The organism is Pseudomonas sp. NFACC13-1 (assembly GCF_900104425.1).
Classification (GTDB): Bacteria; Pseudomonadota; Gammaproteobacteria; order Pseudomonadales; family Pseudomonadaceae; genus Aquipseudomonas; species Aquipseudomonas fluorescens_AA.
This window is the reverse complement of record NZ_FMXV01000003.1, coordinates 127742-146156: the sequence shown is the minus strand read 5'-3', so window position 1 is coordinate 146156 and position 18415 is coordinate 127742. Positions and strand designations below refer to the sequence as shown.

Genomic DNA, 18415 nt, shown 5'->3' with positions numbered 1-18415 from the left:
GATGATCCCTGGTTCGTTATCCCGGGTCCTGTTATTCCTCTGCTTGAACGGCGCGTGGCTGCTGGCACCCGTTGCCGCTGCGGCCAATGTGTATACCTTCGAGGCCCGGGAGCAGAGCGCGCGCACGTTTTTCAGCGAGTTGTCCGGGTCCTTGGGCAAGCCGGTCATCGTCAGCAAGGCCGCAGCGGCCAAGCGCATTGGCGGGACGTTCGATCTGCGCACGCCGCAACGGACGTTCGAGCGAGTCAGCGCGCAGATGGGGTTGATCTGGTACAGCGATGGCCAGGCGATCTATCTGTATGACGCCTCGGAAATCAAGAGCGCGATGATGTCGCTGCAGACCTTGACCGTCGCCAAGCTCCAGGCGTTCCTCGGGCGTTCGGGCTTGCACGATGGGCGTTATCCATTGCGCCACGACGGGCTGCGGACGTTCCATGTGTCGGGTCCGCCGATGTATGTCGACCTGGTGGTACAGGCGGCCGGGTTGATGGACAACCAGCGTTCGGAACTGCTGCTGGGCAAGCAGCAGATTGGCGTCATCCATGTGCGCAACACCTTCGTCAGCGACCGCCAATATGAGCTGCGCGACGACAAGGTGACCATCCCCGGGCTGGCCACCGTGATCGAAGCGTTGTTGCGTGGCGAGCAGCAACAGGTCGAGCCATCGGTGGCGCAAACCCCCGAACCGCGACCGCGGGGGACGATGCCGGTGTTTCCCCTCGAAGGCCTGGCGAACACCTCTTCGGACCTGGACCCGACGGCCCCACGTATCATTGCCCGCGAGGTGGCCGCCGGCAACATTCGGGTGGTGGCCTACCCGGATACCAACAGCCTGCTGGTCAAGGGGCTGCCGGAGCAGGTGCGTTTCATCGAGAACCTGGTCAATGCCCTCGACACGCCGAAACGCCACGTCGAGTTGTCGCTGTGGATCATCGACCTGCACAAGGATGAGCTCAACCAGTTGGGCATCAACTGGCAGGGCGCGGTGAAGTCAGGCGGGCAGTTCAGCGCCTCGCTCAACGCTGGCTCGGCCACCACCCTCGACGGCGCCTCGTTCGTGACCCAGGTCATGGCGCTGGAACGCACCCACCGAGCGAACGTGGTCTCACGACCGGTGATCCTGACACAGGAAAACGTGCCGGCGATCTTCGACAACAACCGCACGTTCTACGCCCCGCTGGTGGGGGAGCGCAGCGTCGATCTGCAGCACATCACCTACGGTACCCTGGTCAACGTGCTGCCGCGTTTCGCCCAGGCCGACGAGATCGAGATGTCGCTCAATATCGAGGACGGCAACGAAGTCGAGAATCCCGGCCGGGGGGAGCAGCACGGTGCGTTGCCGACGGTCGGGCGCACCCGCATCAGTACCGTGGCGCGGGTGCCCCAGGGCAAGAGCCTGCTGGTGGGCGGCTTCACCCGTGACGATCACGGCGAGCAGATCGGCCGCGTGCCGGTGCTGGGGTCGATTCCGTGGATCGGCCGATTGTTCAGCTATCGCCAGGGCCGCTCGGCCAACACGGTGCGGGTGTTTCTGATCCAGCCCAAGGAGATCCGCGACGCCTTAGAATCCGCCACGGTGGAGTTGGGCATGCCGTTGCTGACCCCTGAGCAGCACGAGCGCGTGCGGCGAATGTACTTCCGGATGTCCGAGCAATGATTCTGCCGCCGGTTTCCATGGGCGGCCGGGCCGCCCAGGCCCGGTTGAATGCCGAGAAGGCCGCCGAACATCCACAACCGCAAGTCGATGCCGAAGTGGCGCTGGACGACAGCGCAACGGCGGCCGTGGCGCAGCGCATCGTGCAGATCAGCGACGAGTTGTCGGCGGCGCTGACGCAGTTCCGTGCCCGACGGTTGTTCGAACTCAAGTCCGAGACCCTGACCGATACCTTCGAGCGCGTGCTGGAGGACGACACCTTGCCCAAGGCCCGCCAGGTGCTGGGTCTGGCGCGGCTGGCGGACAAGCCCGTGGCCTGGTTGCTGCAGATGGCTCGCCGCCTGTTCCCCGATGACAGCGACCTGGCGCTGGTGCTGCGGGCGTTGTTGCGCCGCCGCAACCTGGAAACCCACACCCGCCAACGCCTCGAAACACTCTTGCAGACGGTGGTTGCCCAAGGTTCCCCCAAGCGCATGAACGCCGGGATCAACGCCGCGCTCAAGGCCAGGATGTTCGGCAAGAGCATGGCCGTCAGGGCCGGGCTGTTGCGCGAGACCTACCGGGATTTCCTCGAGTCCGACGAAGGCCCGCTCGGTTGCTACCAGGACTGGATCGCCCTGTATGGCCCGGCACAGCGCATGAATGTGCTGGCCTTCATCGAAGCCGCGTTGCTCACCGACATCAGCGCCCAGGACCCCAGTTGCTCGCGCCTCGAGTTCGGCCAATTACTGACCCGGGTGACCGACCTGAAGCGCTTGCGTTCGGCCGATGGGCTGTTTATCGGCGCCGTGCTCGGCGATGCGCTGATCTGTCGGCACAACCCCCATGAGGCCGAATGGCTGGTGTTCCTGCTCGGCGTGTTGACCTACCCCGACGACCTCGACCAACTGCTGCTCGGGGCGTTGGGCGAGCCTGTGCTGCTCAGTGCCCACCGCGAGCGTTCGACGTTGCTGCAAACCCTGCGGCGGCTCAGCCTGCAATTGCCGCCGCCACTGTTTGCCGATGAAGAGGCGCCACAACGCCTGGCCATTCAGTTCACCCGCCTGGCCGACGTCGCCTATGCCCACGAATGCATCGAACAGCGCCAGTGCGGCGGTCAGCCATGATCTTGTTTCGGAGCCAGGCCTGAATGCTCAATGTATTCCTGCGAAGTGTCGGCGCGCGTCCGGAGCTGCTGATCCTGACCTTGATGGTGATGATCATCGCCATGCTGATCATCCCCCTGCCGACGGTGCTGGTGGATTTTCTCATCGGCCTGAACATCGTCATCTCGTTGTTGGTGTTCATGGGCTCGTTCTACATCGAACGCATCCTCAGTTATTCGACGTTCCCGGCGCTGCTGCTGTTGACGACCTTGTTTCGCCTGGCCCTGTCGATCAGTACCAGCCGGCTGATTCTCAGCCAGGCCGACGCCGGCGAGATCATCGCCTCCTTCGGTGACTTCGTGATCGGCGAAAACCTGGTGGTGGGCTTCGTGATTTTTTCCATCGTCACCATTGTCCAGTTCATCGTGATTACCAAAGGCTCGGAGCGGGTGGCCGAAGTGGCGGCGCGCTTCTCCCTGGACGGCATGCCCGGCAAGCAAATGAGCATCGACGGCGACCTCAAGGCCGGCGCCATCGATGCGGCCCAGGCCCGCGAAAAACGCAGCGTGCTGGAACGTGAAAGCCAGCTGTACGGTTCTTTCGACGGGGCGATGAAATTCATCAAGGGCGATGCCATCGCCGGCATCATCATTATCTTCGTCAACTTCATCGGCGGCATGGCCATCGGCGTCGGGCAACTGGGCATGGACCTGTCCACGGCCCTGTCGACCTACACCCTGTTGACCATCGGCGATGGCCTGGTCGCCCAGATTCCCGCGCTGCTGATCGCCATCGGCGCCGGTTTCATCGTCACCCGCGTCAACGGCGATGACAGCAACCTGGGGCGCAACATGCTCACCCAGATGCTCGGCAACCCATTCGTCCTGGGCGTCACCGCGTTGCTGGCGGTGGGCGTGGGCCTGTTGCCCGGTTTTCCACTGCCGACATTTCTCTCGATCGCCGCGGTGTTGGGGCTGGTGGTGTTCGTGCGCCATCGCCGCGCCTCGCGCCCGGCTGGATCGGGGGAAAGCCGCAGCGAACCTGCCGAGGCCGGTGCGGGGCCGGGGGCGTCGGGATTGATCGATGACGTCGACAACGTTGCGACCGAAACCATCGCCCTGATGCTGCTGGTGCCCCCGGCGCGCTTGCAAGCGTTGGAGAAGGAGCGTTGGGCGGCGCGCTTTCGCAGCCAGTTTTTCGTCGATTACGGCTTGCGCATTCCCGAACCGCGGCTGCGGGCCAGCGAGGCGTTGCCGGCCAACCAGGTGGCGGTGCTGATTAACGAAGTGCGCGCCGAGCAGTTCGATATTCATTTCGATCACTGGCGCCTGCTGGATTATTCCCCCGAGTTGGAACCGTTGGGCTTTGCCCTGGTGCGCGGCACCGACAGCAATCGCCTGGGCGGCGTCTGGGTTACGGCCACCGACCGGGAGCGGGTGCAGCAGTTGGGCTATCAACTGCGGCCTGCCGACGAAGAATGTTATCGCTGCCTGGTCACGCTGCTGGCGCGCAACATCCAGGAGTTTTTCGGCGTGCAGGAAACCAAGCAGTTGCTCGACGAAATGGAAGCGCGTTACCCCGACCTGCTCAAGGAAGTCTATCGCCACGTCACGGTGCAGAAGATCGCCGAGGTGCTGCAACGCTTGATCGGCGAGCGCATCTCCGTGCGCAACATGAAGCTCATCCTCGAATCCCTCGCCCATTGGGCCTCCCGGGAAAAGGATGTGCTGGCGCTGGTGGAGCACGTTCGCGGCGCGATGGCTCGCTACATCAGCAACAAGTTCGCCCAGGGCAACGACCTGCGGGTCTTGCTGTTGTCGGCGGAGTTCGAAGACGTGGTCCGCCGGGGTATCCGGCAAACCTCGGGCGGCAATTTCCTCAACCTGGAACCGGCCGACTCGGAAGAGCTGATGGACCGTCTCAGTGTCGGCCTGGACAGCGTTCACATCGCCCACAAGGACATGGTGCTGCTGTGTTCGGTCGACGTGCGGCGCTACATCAAGAAACTGATCGAGGGGCGTTTCCGGGAGCTGGACGTCATGTCGTTCGGCGAGGTTTCCGAGCATGTCTCGGTCAATGTCATCAAGACGCTTTGAGGAGATCTGCCCCATGTCGCACGCCTTTTTGCAGGCTGTTGAAACGCTGGATGAGCAGCCGTGACCATGCATGTCCATCTGGAAAGACGGGCGGCCCATCCCTTGCGTTTGAGCGGTCCATTGATCGAAGCGGCGCTGAGTGAGGTGGTGGTGGGCGAAATCTGTGAAGTGCGCCGGCATTGGTGTTCGCCTCATGTCGCAGCCAGGGCGCAGGTCATCGGCTTCAAGCCCGGCGCGGTGCTGCTTAGTTTGCTGGGCGAGGCGAAAGGCTTGTCCCGGGAATCGATGATCGTGCCCACCGGCTCGACATTGCAGTTGACGTGCAGTGACGCCTTGCTCGGCAGCGTGGTCGACCCCCAGGGCGTTATCGTCGAGCGCCTGGCGCCGTCGACGGCGGTCGCCCAGCGCGATTGTGCGGTGGATGCCGACCCACCGTCGTACCAGCAGCGGCGCCCGGTGGTGGAGCCGTTGCGCACCGGCATTCGCGTCATCGACGGCTTGCTGACCTGCGGCGTCGGCCAGCGTATCGGCATTTTCGCCGCCGCCGGTTCCGGCAAGACCACCTTGATCAACATGCTGATCGAACACTCGGACGCGGAGGTTTTTGTCATTGGCCTGATTGGCGAACGCGGGCGCGAAGTCACCGAGTTCATCGAGCATCTGCGCCAGTCGCCCAAGCATGCCCGTTGCGTGGTGGTGTTCGCCACGTCGGATTTTTCCTCGGTGGATCGCTGCAACTCGGCGCTGCAGGCCACCACCATCGCCGAGTACTTTCGCGACCAGGGCCGGCGCGTGGTGCTGTTGCTGGATTCGTTGACCCGCTACGCCCGTGCGCGCCGCGACCTGGCCTTGGCCGCCGGTGAAGCACCGGCGCGGCGGGGTTATCCGGCCTCGGTATTCGATGCCTTGCCGCGCCTGCTGGAACGTCCGGGCGTGACCGCGTCGGGCAGCATCACGGCCTGGTACACGTTGCTGCTGGAAAGCGACGACGAGCCGGATCCGATCGCCGAGGAGATTCGCTCCATTCTCGACGGTCACGTCTACCTGAGCCGGGCCTTGGCCGCCAAGGGGCATTACCCGGCCATCGATGTCTTGCGCAGCGTCAGTCGGGTGGCGACGCAGGTCACCACGCCAGAGGTCCGGCAATTGGCGGCCGCGACTCGCGACACCTTGGCGCGCCTTGAACAGCTGCAGGTGTTTCTCGACATGGGCGAATACAGCCCGGGCGCGGACGCGGCCAATGACCACGCGCTGCAACGTCGCGAAGCCCTCGGCCAATGGTTGCGCCAGCCGACGGATCAATCCAGTGAGCCAGATGAAACCCTGCGGAGCCTGCATGAAATCATTGCTTGATCAACGACGCTTGCTGGCCTTCAGTCAGTTCCGTCGGCAACGTGGCGAGCAGGCCGTGTTGCGTGTCCAGCGTCAATTGCCGCCGCTGCGCCAGGAACAGTCCGCTTTCGAGGAACAAGAGGCGGCGCTGCAACGCTTGTTGAGCAGCCATCAAGCCAATGATTGTGTGCTGGATCACGGCCAGTTGTTGGCGCTGTTGCGCACCCAGGCGGTCATCCGGCGACGCATCGATCTGCTGCGTGTCGAGCGTGATCGCGTGGATCAGCAGTACCGGCAGGTCGAGCAACAGTTGCAGGCGCAGCGCGAGCAACTGCGTGGGCTGCAACGCAGACACGACAAGTATGCGCGGGGCATTCAACAGCTGTTGCGTGGGCAGCGGCTCGAGGCGGTGCGCCGTGAAGAACGGGAGCTGGAAGAGATGATCGGAGTGCGGCGATGAACGAGGTCTTTGCAGTGCCCACCGGGCCGGTCCAGGCTCTGGAACCCGTCGACGAAGGTCCGCTGGATGAGCTGCTGGACCAGCTCGTCCCGGTGCAAGAGGATGAACTGCCACAAGGTGTGCTGGAGCTGATGGCGGCGCTGATCCTGCCTCGGCGCCCCCTGATGGAAGCCGCCCTCACGCTGACCAGGCAGGCGATAAAGGTGGGGCAGGAGGCGCTGGTGGTTGAGCGCGATGAAGCCCGGCCAGTTGTCCGAGGTACGGAGGGCGCTGAGCCCGCTGGCAGGCGATGGGCTGCCCGGGAAACCCAGGCTTTTCCACAGGCAGGCGCGCCGTTCGGCAAGTTGACTCAATACGCGTTGCCGCAACGCCTGGAGCCTGTGGCCTCTGGCGTCGATAAAGCTGCGGTGTCGGCATCGATTGAACCGCTGGCGGTGGAGCCTTTCATTGCCCCCCGTCTCGACGAACAACCGTTGCCCCTGGCGCCGATGAGCGCTCAAGGCCCGCGCCAGACGCCGGCCGTCGCCCCGGCGGCCCTCCTTTCACCGGCGTTACCGTCGGCGCCGCCAATGCTTGATGTGATGATCGAGGTGCTACCGGACACGGGCCCTGGTGTGCTGCAAGTACCGTTCAAGAAAGGCGCTGCCAGTGGACAGATAACGATTACCCGGGTGCCCGAAGAATCCCCCCGGAACCTGACGCTCAACCCCAGTAATGCCTTGGTATTCGAACAACTCAAGGGGCCTTTCGAGCTGGCCCGGGAACCGGCCTGGCGGCTGGCCGACAGTGGCGAGGAGCAGCCACGCCAAGGCTCGCATCAGGCGCCGGATGAGGAGCAGGACGAGCAGGCCGGGGGGCCGGCATGAGCGCGTTGCCGCTACGACGGGTCGAGCCGTTGGCCCATGCCCAGGCCCAGGCGATTCAACGTTGGCGGCGCGCCGGTCGGGACACGGGGTTGGGTCAGGTGCCAGGGCATGACGGCTATCTGTGTTTTTGCGCCCAGGGTGACGGCGGCCACTGGCAAGGGTTGATCGCGGCCCATGACTGGCTGTATCGCGCGCTTCCACAATTGCAATCGTTACTGAAGGTGGAAACGTCGTTGATGAACATCGTCGAGTTGTTTCGGGCGCTGCCACGTCCCTTGCTGCTGGAGGTGGAGGAGCTGCAGTACCGGGCGCTGTCCGACATCGAATGCGTCGCCCCGGCGCGATTGCCTACCTGCGAGCTGCCCTGGCTCGAAACCCCGCGGGGGCGCCTGTGGTTGCTGCAACTGCCGCCGACGCCCGTTGCCAGCGAGGGCTTGGGTGTCGATTCATGGCTGGACGAATTGCCGTTGCGCCTGGAGTTGATGCTTGGCGTCAGCCACCTGAGCCGTGCCAGCCGGATGCGCCTGGAAGAGGGCGATGTCGTGCGCATCGTCCAGCGTTCTCAGTGCTGTTGGCTGGCCGACTACTGCCTTGGCACTTTCACCTTTACCCAGGAGGGTCTACACATGCAACCGAGCGTGACCGATGCCAATGCGGATAACCCGCCAGAAACCGACGCGACGATCGACCTGGGAGCGCTCCCGGTGCGCCTGGAGTTCCTGCTCCCCAGTCATGAAACCGACCTGGCCACATTGTCGCGCATCATCGGCGGGCAACTGATCCCGTTGACCGAGGACGCGGCGCGGCACATCGAGGTGCGGGCCAACGGCAAGCCGGTGGCCCGCGGGGAGCTGGTGCAGTTGGACGGTCAGTTGGGTGTCGAATTGCTCCAGGTCTATCGGGCCAGCGCCAATGAATGATGTCTCGCTGATCGCGCTGCTGGCGTTCGCGTCGCTGCTGCCGTTCCTGGTGGCGGCGGGCACGTGCTACCTCAAGTTTTCCATTGTGTTCATCATCGTGCGCAACGCGTTGGGCCTGCAGCAGGTGCCGTCGAACATGGCGCTCAATGCGATTGCCCTGATGCTGGCGATTTTCGTCATGACACCGGTCATGAAGCAGGGCCATGACTACTACAAGCGCGAGGCGGTGGCCTTTACCGATATCGAGTCGGTGGTGAACTTCGCCGAGAACGGCCTGGACAGTTACAAGGATTACCTGCGCACGTACACCGACCCGGAGCTGGCGCAGTTTTTCGAGCGGGCCCAGGCGCTCCAGGATGAAACCGACACGGGCCTGCCTGCCGATGAAGAACTAGTGCCCTCGCTGTTTGCGCTGCTGCCGGCCTACGCCCTGAGTGAAATCAAGAGTGCCTTCAAGATTGGCTTCTACCTGTACTTGCCCTTCGTGATCGTCGACCTGGTGATCTCCAGCATCCTGCTGGCGCTGGGCATGATGATGATGAGTCCGGTGATCATTTCCGTGCCGATCAAACTGGTGCTGTTCGTCGCGCTGGACGGTTGGGCGCTGCTGTCGACCGGGCTGGTCAAGCAATACCTGACCTTGCTGGCCTAGGTGCACCGATGAACGATCTGGTCTATGCCGGCAACAAAACCCTGTACCTGATCCTGCTGATGGTGGCCTGGCCGATCATCGTCGCCACCGTGGTCGGCCTGGTGGTCGGGTTGATCCAGACCGTGACCCAGTTGCAGGAGCAGACGCTGCCGTTTGGTTTCAAACTGTTGGCAGTTGCCGCTTGCCTGTTTTTGCTCTCGGGCTGGTACGGCGAAACGCTGCTGGATTTCAGTCGTGAAGTCATCCGCCTGGCGTTGAGCTAGCCAATGTCGGTGGCGTTGTTTTTCGACCTGTACGCCTGGTTCGCCGCAGCGGTCCTGGGTGTGGCGCGCCTGGCACCGATTTTTTTCATGTTGCCGTTTCTCAACAGCGGGGTGCTCACCGGTGCCCCGCGTCAGGCGGTGATTGTGCTGGTGGCGCTGGGGTTCTGGCGTTATATCGGTGTGCCTACACCCGCCCTCGACAGCCTGGCGTTCCTCGGCCTGGTGCTGCGCGAGGCGAGTATCGGCGTGCTGTTGGGGATGCTGTTGGGCTGGCCGTTCTGGGTGTTGCACGCCATGGGCAACCTGATCGACAACCAGCGCGGGGCCATGCTCAGCAGCACCATGGATCCGGCCAACGGTGTCGACACCTCGGAGCTGGCGAATTTTCTCCAGTTGTTCGCGGCGGCGGTGTATCTCGCCGGTGGCGGGATGCTGTTGATGCTCGAAACCGTTGGCCACAGTTATCGCTTGTGTGCGCCGGCGAGCGGTTGCCAGCTCCATGTGCCGGCGGTGCTGGGGTTGCTGGATGCGCTGGTGAGCAAGACGCTGGTCATCAGTGCGCCGGTGGTGGCGACCTTGCTGGTCAGCGAGGCGCTGCTGGGTTTGCTGTCGCGCTATGCGCCGCAAATGAATGCCTTCTCCGTGTCGCTGACGGTCAAGAGCCTGGTGGCGTTGGTGGTGCTGATGCTGTACTTCGGCGTGCATCTGCCGGACGAAGTCTTGCGCATGGGCACGATGGCCGACGGCGTGGCGCAGGCGTTGGGCGGTGGGGAGGAGGGCTATGTCATCCAGCGCCTCGAAGACTGAGAAACCCACTGCCAAGCGCCTCCGGGATGCCGCCCGCAAAGGCCAGACGTTCAAGGCCAAGGACCTGGTCATCACCTGCCTGACCCTGTGTGGCGTCACCTACATGGTGTTCAACAGCTCGTTGATCGAGATCATGGAGGTCTACCGGCGCATCATCGCCAGCGATTTTGACACGCCGTTGCAAGCCTACTCGGCGATGCTGGTGTTGGTCGGCCTCAAGGCGTTGCTGCCGTTGTTGTTGGTGTGCGTGCTGACCAGCGCCTTGCCGGCCTTGCTGCAAAGCGGTTTTGCCTTGGCCAGTGAGGCGTTGAAGTTGAATCTCGGCGCATTGAATCCGGTCAACGGTTTCAAAAAACTGTTCAGCCTGCGCACGGTCAAGGACACGTTCAAGGCGCTGTTGTACCTGGGCTGCTTCGTCATGGCGCTGTGGATCGTCTGGGCCACGCAACGGCAATTGCTGTTTGCCCAGCTCTTCGCCCAGGCACCGGATCTGCTCGCGATCTGGGGGCATCTGTTGCTGGTGCTGGTGCTGGCGTTCCTGGCCTGCATCCTGCTGGTCGTGGTACTCGATGCCCTCAGCGAGTACTGGTTGTTCATGAAAGACCAGATGATGGACAAGGACTCGGTCAAGCGTGAACACAAGGAGCAGGATGGCAACCCGCAGATCAAGGGACGCCGTCGCGACCTGCACATGGAGCTGCTATCGGAGCAGGTCAAGTCCGACGTGCGCAGCTCGCGCATGATCATCGCCAACCCCACGCACATTGCCATCGGGGTGTACTTCCGCCCGGAAATCACGGTGCTGCCGTTCATCTCCGTGATGGAAACCAACCAACGTGCCCTGGCCGTCCGGGCGTACGCCAAGGAGGTCGGTGTGCCGGTGATCAACGATATCGCCCTGGCCCGACGGATCTTCCAGACCCATCAGCGCTACAGCTTCCTCCAGGTTCAGGAGATCGAGGAGGTGCTGCGCCTGTTGATCTGGCTGGAGCAGGTCGAACAGGCCTGAGGCCGACGCTTCTTCGAGACTATTCCCTATCAACTATGCCGTACACCTGTGGCGAGGGGATTTATCCCCGTTCGAGTGCGCAGCGCTCGCCGCTTTTTTGGGGCTGCTTCGCAGCCCAGCGGGGATAAATCCCCTCGCCACATGTCGCAGGACAGCCTTGCCAGTCCAGGGGCGAAACCCACGCGGATGAGCGCAATTTGGCAGCGTGATCCATCGGTGTTTTGGCCCAATGCACCGGTCAGCGACGCTGACGTTTTTTCAGGAGTGTGGCTGATGAGTCGTGACAACAAACAAGACGAGCAGGTGGCCCTGGACGTCGTCGACGCGGTGCTCGGTGGCGCGCCGTTGAAAGACGTGCAAGGCCTCAGTGACGAGCACATGGACAGTCTCTATGCCTTCGCCTTCCAATTCTACGAACAGGGGCGGCTGGATGACGTGGAAAAGTTCTTTCACTTCCTGTGCATCTACGACTTCTACAACAGCCATTACTGGATGGGACTGGCGGCTGTGCACCAGCTCAAGCAAAACCACCAGAAGGCAATCGACCTGTATGCCATCGCGTTCGCCCAAGGCAAGGACGACTACCGGCCAATGCTGTACGCCGGCCAGTGTCACCTGGCCCTGGGCAAGGTCGGCAAGGCCCGGTTGTGTTTCGAGTACGTGCTTGAACAGGCCGCGAAAGACGACCTGCGCGAGCAGGCCAAGGTGTATCTCGACACCCTGGCCAACATGGAACTGCATGGTTCGGAGGACTGAACATGACTGACATTGGAAACACCCGTAGCGCTCTATTCCCAGGGGGGATGAGCCGCACCGAAGCCTTTGAAAAATATGGCCCGGCTGCCAGCAAGGCCGCCAGGACCACGGATTATCAGGAAGCCGGTCGCAAAGCCCTGGCGGACCTGATGTCAGTGAAGTACGAGGGGCACGATGGCTCGTTCGCCGCCGGAACTGGCCGCCCCGTGTTGCATCCGCCACCGCCGCGAGCCGATGGCAACAAACAGGAAACCAATGGCGACCTGTTCACGCTGTTGATGGCGATGATCAGCGAGTTGATCGGTGAGGTCGACGTCAACAAACTGAAAAACCGCCTGGCGATGCTGCAGAGCATGGCCAGTGCCAGGCAGCAAGGCCAGGCCAACCTCTCGGCGGAATACGCCGCCGCTGTCCAGGCGCTGGCCGATGCCGAAGGCCAGGTCGGGAGCAGTCAGGAACAGCTCGACCAATTGCACGAGCGCGTCCTGCACTTCCAGGGGCTGCTGGCCGACAGCGAGGCGCGACTGGCGCGGCTCGATCCCGAATCGCCTGAGTACGTCCAGGAGCTGGCCCGCCGCGAGCAACTCCAGGGCGAGGTGGCGAGCCACACCCAGGCTCTCGACACGGCCGTGGATGCGCACTTGAAGCTGATCGAGGTCGCCAATGCCTTCGCCAGGACGTTGAGCGGGGTCGTCGCCAGAGTGGTGGTTTCCAGCGTCAGTGATTCGGCCAACAAGGAAACTGACGAGAAAGCCCTTAGCAGCAGTGCCCTGGCATTGCTCAACCGCTTGAAGATCATCGAATTGCTCGGTGAGTCCGCGCAGAACAAGGAGGAACTCAGCCAGGAGCTGTTCCAAGAGCTGCAAGCCAGGCTTCAGGAGCACATGAAGCGTGAGTCGGATAAATACCTGGAAGAAGTCCGCAAGGCCGAGGCCTTACAAAAGACCATGGGCTGCATCGGCAAGATCCTCGGCGCGGTATTGTCCGTCGTCGCCATCGTTGCCGGGGTCCTGACCGGCGCACTGCCGCTGATCGTGGCAGGGGTGGTTGGCATTGCGATTATGTCTGCCGATGCGGTGGTCGAGAAGGAAACCGGCAAGTCGTTCACGGCCGAAGCCATGAAGCCGTTGACGACCGTCATGCAGGAAGCCATCAAGCGGTTCTCCGAGATCTACACCCAGCTGCTGATAGATGTGGGGGTCGACGAGGAAAAGGCCAAGGAAATCGGACAGATCGGCGGCATGATCCAGGGCGTTGTCTCGACACTGGCGGCGGTCTCCCTGGTGGCCGTCGCCGGGGCGCAGGTGGCCGGGCCGGCGGCCAGCGCCGTCGCCTCGAAACTGGCCTCGGTGGCCTCCCAGGCCACTCCTGCCGCGATGCAAGCCATGAGGCAGGTGGCGACGTCGGTCGGCAAGACCCTGACGCAAATGCTCACGCAACTGCGCGGGTTCATCACCAACGGCGCCGATGCAGCCAAGCTGGCCGGTTACGCCGCGAAGCTGGAAATCGCCCAGGCCGTCACCGAATTCGGTCATGTCGCCGCGCAAGGCGCAATGCAGATCAAAAGCGGCCACCACCAGGCCCGGGCGGCCGTGCACCTGGCGGATGTGCGCGTGCGCATGGCGATCAGCGAGGAAATCAGCGCCTACCTCACTCAGGTGGTCGAGAACTACGGCCAGGCGATGCAGGAACGAACCCGCCAGATCGAACAGGTATTCGCCGATCTGCAACGCAGCCATTCCGCCAGCCTGCAAATGGCTCGGCGTATTTGAAACCCATTGGTAACAGGTATCTACGATGACCACTATTCATGCACCAACCCCCAGCGTTTTGCTTAAATCTGATTCAGTCAGTGGCGCAGGGCTGAGCGAGCTGATTACTCAGGAACAGTTTGCCAAGGGGCTTAAAAGTAAGTCCCATTTGAGCCCGGCGGTCCTCGACCAAATCACCAAAAAGCAAATCCTGCGCAACGAGAGTTTCATCGCGCCCTCAGCGCTGGAGCTGGAAAATGCAATCGATGCCTACCAGCCCACTCAATCGGACTGGGAAGACATGACTTCTGCCCTGACGCTGCTCAGCGATGAAGTACGCAACGACCTGATATTCGACCCCGGTGCCTGGGAAAAACACGCCAATGTATTGGTGGCCGCGATTATTGCGCTGAACGTTGCTCGCGTGATCAACGCGCAACTGCGCGGCCATTTCACCGTCATGGCTTCCGAGGCGGCCAAGGCCCAGGGTGCGGCGATTATCGAGTCCGGCGAGGCAGCGTTGAACAGCGCCATCACCGGGGCAGTCGTCTCCGGTGCCGTTGCCGGGTTCGCCATGGTCAAGACCTTGCACGGTCATAGCCTCAAGCATGCGGATATCAATCTGCACAAACGCAACGCGATGGAGGCCGGCAACCTTGAGCGCGACCTCAAGCGTGATCGCTATCGTGACGACTGGGATCCGCAAACCCAGTACAAGATCAACACGTTCGATGATTTCGGCCGCCTCAAGACGGTCGATTTCCAACCCAAGGGCTCGTCACTGACGACGGAGCAACAGGCTTGGTTCGACGCTGAAATCCTCAAGGCCCAGAAGGTCGCCCAAACCTCCGACTGGCTGAGCCAGATGGGCAGCAAAGGCATCGAAAAGAAGCTGGAGATTGGCCGCGCCCTCAGCGCCATGTCGATGAACCTGGGGCAAGTGCTGTCCAAGCTCGTTGGCTTGAGCGAGCACACCGCCCGTGAGAAGGATGTTCTGCAACAAAGCGCACAGAACAGCCAGAAAGCCCTGAGCGACGAAGTCAGCCAGAAGGACGCAGCCGAAGCGGCGTTGTTGCAAAAACTGATGGAGATTGTGATGCAGCTGTTCCAGTCCCGTGCCGACGTCATTCGTAGCCTGACGGCTTGAGAGGACCTGACCTGATGATCATTCACGGTTCCACATCCACCCACCCGCAGCCCATCGAGCTGGACACTGCGAGCCCTGCACCGACATCGCCTGAAATGCCGGCTGTCAATCCAGTCGTCGCAAACCCTGCGGCGTCTTTGGAGCGCTCGCTCAAGACCCTCGATCGTCATCTGGTGCGTGCGCTGATCTGCTCGCAGGAAATCACCCGGGCCGCCGACCGCCTGGCAGCCGAGGGGCCGGAGAAAGGCGCCCTGGCGAGTTTCGTCAAACAGACCCACGCCAAGCGTATTCGCGCCGAAATGTGGACCCTGCAATTGCGCCAATGCTGCGCCGTGATAGCCCACACCCTGGAAACGGCGCCGCTGAATGAAACACAGCGCCAGCAACTCGATGACCAACAAAGCGAAATATTGCGCAGCCTCAAGCAGTCCATCGAGCAGAGCGCACCTCCGGAAATCGCCGAGGCCCTGGATGCCTCGATCAATTCCTCGAATGACTTCTTCGAAAAGCTCCTGGAACTGATCGACCTGATCAAGAACGGCTACCTCGCCGGCTACGAGCACATCATCTCGGCCTATTCGGACTTCTTCTCCGACTTCAACACCGAAATCACCGCGATGATGAAGGATTGGGTCGAAGGGGTTAACGACGGCAAAGAGGTCGAGTTAAGTGCGGGCCCGTTGCGCGAGGCACTGGAAAAACTGATTGCGAAATATTCCCTGCCCAACCCGGCTGCCATGCTCTTTCCGGCACCCCCCGATACCGGAGCGAGCAAGGAAGACGCGGAAAAATGGCTCAAGGCGCTGGGCCTGCCTGACTGTTGCCTTCAGCAGAATCCCAAGCCGAACGGTCCCTGGTGCGTGGTCATCGACATCGGGCCTTTGAATGTGATGCACGACGGGCTGAAGGATTATGGCGACAAGGTAAAGCTCGATACGGCCGCATTCAACGCCTGGCAAACCGGCTTCAACGCCCAGGAGGAACTTCTGAAAAACAGATTGCAGTCCTTCACGCAGAAGTATTCGAATGCCAACGCTTACCATGACAATTTCAATAAGACCTTGTCGGCGCATTTGAATCAGTATGCGGATATGTTGAGGGCGATGTTGAACTTCTAAGATCGAGCAACGGCTGCATATTCAATCTGGCATGGCGTGTACTGTTCCGCGCCTGCCAGATTTTTTCAGGAAAGAAAAATGTCAGAAAGTCTGAGCGAAAGCATTCAGGCCGTCATCAAGTCATTGGCGCTTGGTATTCCCCGTGGTGATCGGGTCATTGGCGGTTTCTCGCGGTTGGTCGAGGACCTGTTTATCGATTCCATGAGCCTGGTCGAGCTTGTCCTGGAGTTGAATAACGCGTTCGGTATCGAGCTGTCCGAAGATGAGGTGGAGGCGTGGAGGACAGTGCAGGATGTAGTCGATTCGGTGCAGAGGCATATAGGGAATAGCCCTTGATGGGATCTATACGGGGGGCAAAGCGTTTTGACTATTCATTGCCGTGTTTATTCGCCCTTTCCGATGTGCTTAAGTTTTATATCTTTATTTTATTGAGTGCCTCCTACGGTTCTCGTCGCTGTTTCCTACGTTAATAACGTTCAGTGGCCTACGGAATCCTCCTACGCATCTTCCTATAGTCAAGCAGCTCGTCATCCCGAGCCTGTCTACCCGACAGGCTCGATCGCGCTTCAGTAACTTTCTATAGAGAAGTTTCAAAGTATGGACAGTGCAACTGATCAACCGCCGGTCAAGTCATTCGTTTTTGACCACTGGCTATTGCAAAGCGATGGAACGCTGATGCGAGATGGACAAGGCGTTCATGTTCCACCCAAAGAGCTGCACGTGCTGCGCCTGTTGTTGATGTCGGCGGGCACGGTGGTCAGCAAGGATTGTTTGCTGGACCGGGTCTGGCCCCGGATGGATGCGGCGGAGGAGTCTTTGACCCGTTGTATCTATGCGTTGCGCAAGTTGTTCAAGGAGAACAAGGGCTACATTGCGACGGTTTACGGCCAGGGTTATCGGTTCACCGGTTCCGTGGTCGAGCTCGACGTACCGGGCGAGGCGAGGGCGGTGGCGCCTTCGCTGGCGGTTTTGCCGTTTCGCAATCTGGACGAGATCGCGGCGCTGGATCTGCAGGATCTGATGATCCGCCAACTGACCACGGCGTTCGGCGAGGCATTGCATGTCATTCCCTCGGGGCTGATCGCGGCTTGCGGGGCTTCGGACGACCTGCGGTCGTTGGCCGGACAGTTGTCGGCGGATTACTGCTTGAACGGTCGTTTTATCGGTGCGGGCGGGTTGCAGCACTGGTCGATCGAGTTGATTCGGGGACGCGACCAGGCCTTGCTGCACGGTCAGACGCTGGATGCCTGGGATCCGGGGGAGGCACTGGGTGCGTTGACATGCCTGGTTGCCCAGCACGTACCGGGGCTGCGCCCTGTCGGTGATCGCTGCGGGTCCTATCCGGTGGCGGTGGCGTATCTCAATGGGTTGTGCAGTGTGCAACAGCACACAGTACAAAGCCTGCGCCATGCCCAGGTGCTGTTCAGGCAGTGTTTGAAACTCGACGCCGGGTACGCGCCGCCCTGGTGTGGTTTGGCGGATGTGTGGCTGGGGCAGGCGATGATGGGCCTGGGGGACCCAGAGCGCGCAATCGAAGAGGCGAATTCGGCGGTTTCCAATGCCTTGGCGCTGGACCCGGGCAGCATCCCGGCATTGATGCGCCTGGCATTGCTCACCAGTTTGCGCGGCTGCGAGCAAGCGGCCCAGGTGCTGTTCCGTCGCTGCCTGTGGTCGGCCGATCAGGTTGACGTGCTGTATTTTCAGGCCTGGCATCACTGGTTCTGGCAACGCAACGAGCAGGCGGCGCGGATGATCGAGCAGTGTCTGCAACTTGATTCGGGCTGTGTCCGGGCGCAGATCCTGCGAGTGCGCATTCATGAACAGCTGACGTGGATCAGCGAGCGGCGCCTGGCATGAAGCGGCGCCGGAACAAATGGCTATGCCTGCCGATGTACCTTGGCCTGGGACTGGGCATGACCCAGGCGCAGGCCTGGTGCTGGAGCGAGGCGGGGCAATTGCATGCCATCGAACCCGAGTTGCTGCAAGCGATTGCCGCAGTCGAGTCGGACATGCTGCCGGATGCCGTCCACCACAACAGCAATGGCACCCGCGATATCGGCCTGATGCAGATCAACAGTATTCACCTGCCTCGATTGAAGGCCCAGGGCATCACCGAGCAGCGTCTGTTGCAGGAGCCTTGCCTGTCGGTGGAAGTCGGTGCACAGGTACTGGCCGGATTCATCGCACGCTACGGCTATAACTGGACGGCGGTCGGCGCCTACAACGCCGGCAACTCACCTCATCGCCAGGTCGCGCGATTGCGCTACGCGCGCAAGGTCTGGCGGCGCTATCGAGTGCTGACCCAGGGCCAGCCAGAGCGATCGTTGGTCGATGTGTCAGGTGGATGAGCGAACAGCCCTCCCAAAATCACTTAACAGGTGGCCCTATTGTGTCGCCAGGTTCTGTGGCCGCTTCGCGCCCCAGCGGGAGCAAGCTCCCTCGTCACAATGAGCCTGCCGCAGGGGCGTGATACTTCCTGAAAAGGTCGACACGGGAATC

The 18415-nt window shown here is 61.7% G+C and carries 18 protein-coding genes; all 18 read left to right on the top strand.

The features are described 5' to 3' along the window. Position 1: 1 nt before the first annotated feature. The 18 genes from sctC (at position 2) to BLQ55_RS05285 (ending at position 18264) form a co-directional block, all read left to right on the top strand. A complete protein-coding gene (gene sctC / locus BLQ55_RS05370) occupies positions 2–1657 on the top strand; it encodes a type III secretion system outer membrane ring subunit SctC (protein ID WP_092252805.1) in 1656 nt (551 codons plus the stop codon). After that, complete coding sequence (gene sctW / locus BLQ55_RS05365) at positions 1654–2760, top strand: type III secretion system gatekeeper subunit SctW (protein WP_092252803.1); 1107 nt, start codon at positions 1654–1656, stop codon at positions 2758–2760. Before sctC ends, sctW begins: the two co-directional genes overlap by 4 nt. Before the next feature lie 23 nt (positions 2761–2783). Further along, complete coding sequence (locus BLQ55_RS05360; protein WP_092252801.1) at positions 2784–4835, top strand: EscV/YscV/HrcV family type III secretion system export apparatus protein; 2052 nt, start codon at positions 2784–2786, stop codon at positions 4833–4835. A gap of 66 nt (positions 4836–4901) precedes the next feature. Then, positions 4902–6188 carry a type III secretion system ATPase SctN gene (sctN, locus tag BLQ55_RS05355; RefSeq protein WP_092252799.1) on the top strand — a complete coding sequence of 429 codons (1287 nt, stop codon included), beginning with the start codon at positions 4902–4904 and terminating at the stop codon, positions 6186–6188. Further along, a complete protein-coding gene (locus BLQ55_RS05350; protein WP_092252797.1) occupies positions 6172–6627 on the top strand; it encodes a type III secretion protein in 456 nt (151 codons plus the stop codon). The genes sctN and BLQ55_RS05350 overlap by 17 nt, the downstream gene beginning before the upstream one ends. Next, on the top strand, positions 6624–7493 hold the full coding sequence (locus BLQ55_RS05345; protein WP_092252795.1) for a SpaN/EivJ family type III secretion system needle length determinant: 870 nt from the start codon (positions 6624–6626) through the stop codon (positions 7491–7493). Before BLQ55_RS05350 ends, BLQ55_RS05345 begins: the two co-directional genes overlap by 4 nt. Beyond that, entirely contained in the window at positions 7490–8413 is a 924-nt protein-coding gene (locus BLQ55_RS05340; protein ID WP_092252793.1) for a FliM/FliN family flagellar motor switch protein, read from the top strand. Before BLQ55_RS05345 ends, BLQ55_RS05340 begins: the two co-directional genes overlap by 4 nt. Continuing rightward, positions 8406–9065 carry an EscR/YscR/HrcR family type III secretion system export apparatus protein gene (locus BLQ55_RS05335; protein WP_092252791.1) on the top strand — a complete coding sequence of 220 codons (660 nt, stop codon included), beginning with the start codon at positions 8406–8408 and terminating at the stop codon, positions 9063–9065. Before BLQ55_RS05340 ends, BLQ55_RS05335 begins: the two co-directional genes overlap by 8 nt. Positions 9066–9073: 8 nt before the next feature. Further along, on the top strand, positions 9074–9328 hold the full coding sequence (locus tag BLQ55_RS05330; RefSeq protein ID WP_014337351.1) for an EscS/YscS/HrcS family type III secretion system export apparatus protein: 255 nt from the start codon (positions 9074–9076) through the stop codon (positions 9326–9328). A gap of 3 nt (positions 9329–9331) precedes the next feature. Beyond that, the gene (gene sctT / locus BLQ55_RS05325) at positions 9332–10135 is read left to right on the top strand and encodes a type III secretion system export apparatus subunit SctT (protein WP_092252789.1); all 804 of its coding nucleotides are present in this window, start codon (positions 9332–9334) and stop codon (positions 10133–10135) included. Then, entirely contained in the window at positions 10110–11144 is a 1035-nt protein-coding gene (locus BLQ55_RS05320; RefSeq protein ID WP_092252787.1) for an EscU/YscU/HrcU family type III secretion system export apparatus switch protein, read from the top strand. Before sctT ends, BLQ55_RS05320 begins: the two co-directional genes overlap by 26 nt. Positions 11145–11417: 273 nt before the next feature. Next, entirely contained in the window at positions 11418–11900 is a 483-nt protein-coding gene (gene sicA / locus BLQ55_RS05315) for a type III secretion system translocator chaperone SicA (RefSeq protein WP_092252785.1), read from the top strand. Between the two features lie 2 nt (positions 11901–11902). Further along, complete coding sequence (gene sctE / locus BLQ55_RS05310; protein WP_092252783.1) at positions 11903–13672, top strand: type III secretion system translocon subunit SseC family protein; 1770 nt, start codon at positions 11903–11905, stop codon at positions 13670–13672. Positions 13673–13697: 25 nt separating this feature from the next. Next, entirely contained in the window at positions 13698–14798 is a 1101-nt protein-coding gene (locus BLQ55_RS05305) for a cell invasion protein (RefSeq protein ID WP_092252781.1), read from the top strand. Between the two features lie 14 nt (positions 14799–14812). Beyond that, entirely contained in the window at positions 14813–15916 is a 1104-nt protein-coding gene (locus BLQ55_RS05300) for an IpaD/SipD/SspD family type III secretion system needle tip protein (RefSeq protein ID WP_092252779.1), read from the top strand. Between the two features lie 78 nt (positions 15917–15994). Next, positions 15995–16252, top strand: coding sequence for an acyl carrier protein (locus tag BLQ55_RS05295; RefSeq protein ID WP_092197480.1), 258 nt, complete (start codon positions 15995–15997; stop codon positions 16250–16252). Between the two features lie 339 nt (positions 16253–16591). Then, positions 16592–17773 (top strand): winged helix-turn-helix domain-containing protein, encoded by a 1182-nt coding sequence (locus tag BLQ55_RS05290; protein WP_256326537.1) that lies wholly within the window; start codon positions 16592–16594, stop codon positions 17771–17773. Continuing rightward, entirely contained in the window at positions 17770–18264 is a 495-nt protein-coding gene (locus tag BLQ55_RS05285; RefSeq protein WP_092252775.1) for a transglycosylase SLT domain-containing protein, read from the top strand. The genes BLQ55_RS05290 and BLQ55_RS05285 overlap by 4 nt, the downstream gene beginning before the upstream one ends. The last annotated feature ends 151 nt before the right edge of the window (positions 18265–18415 follow it).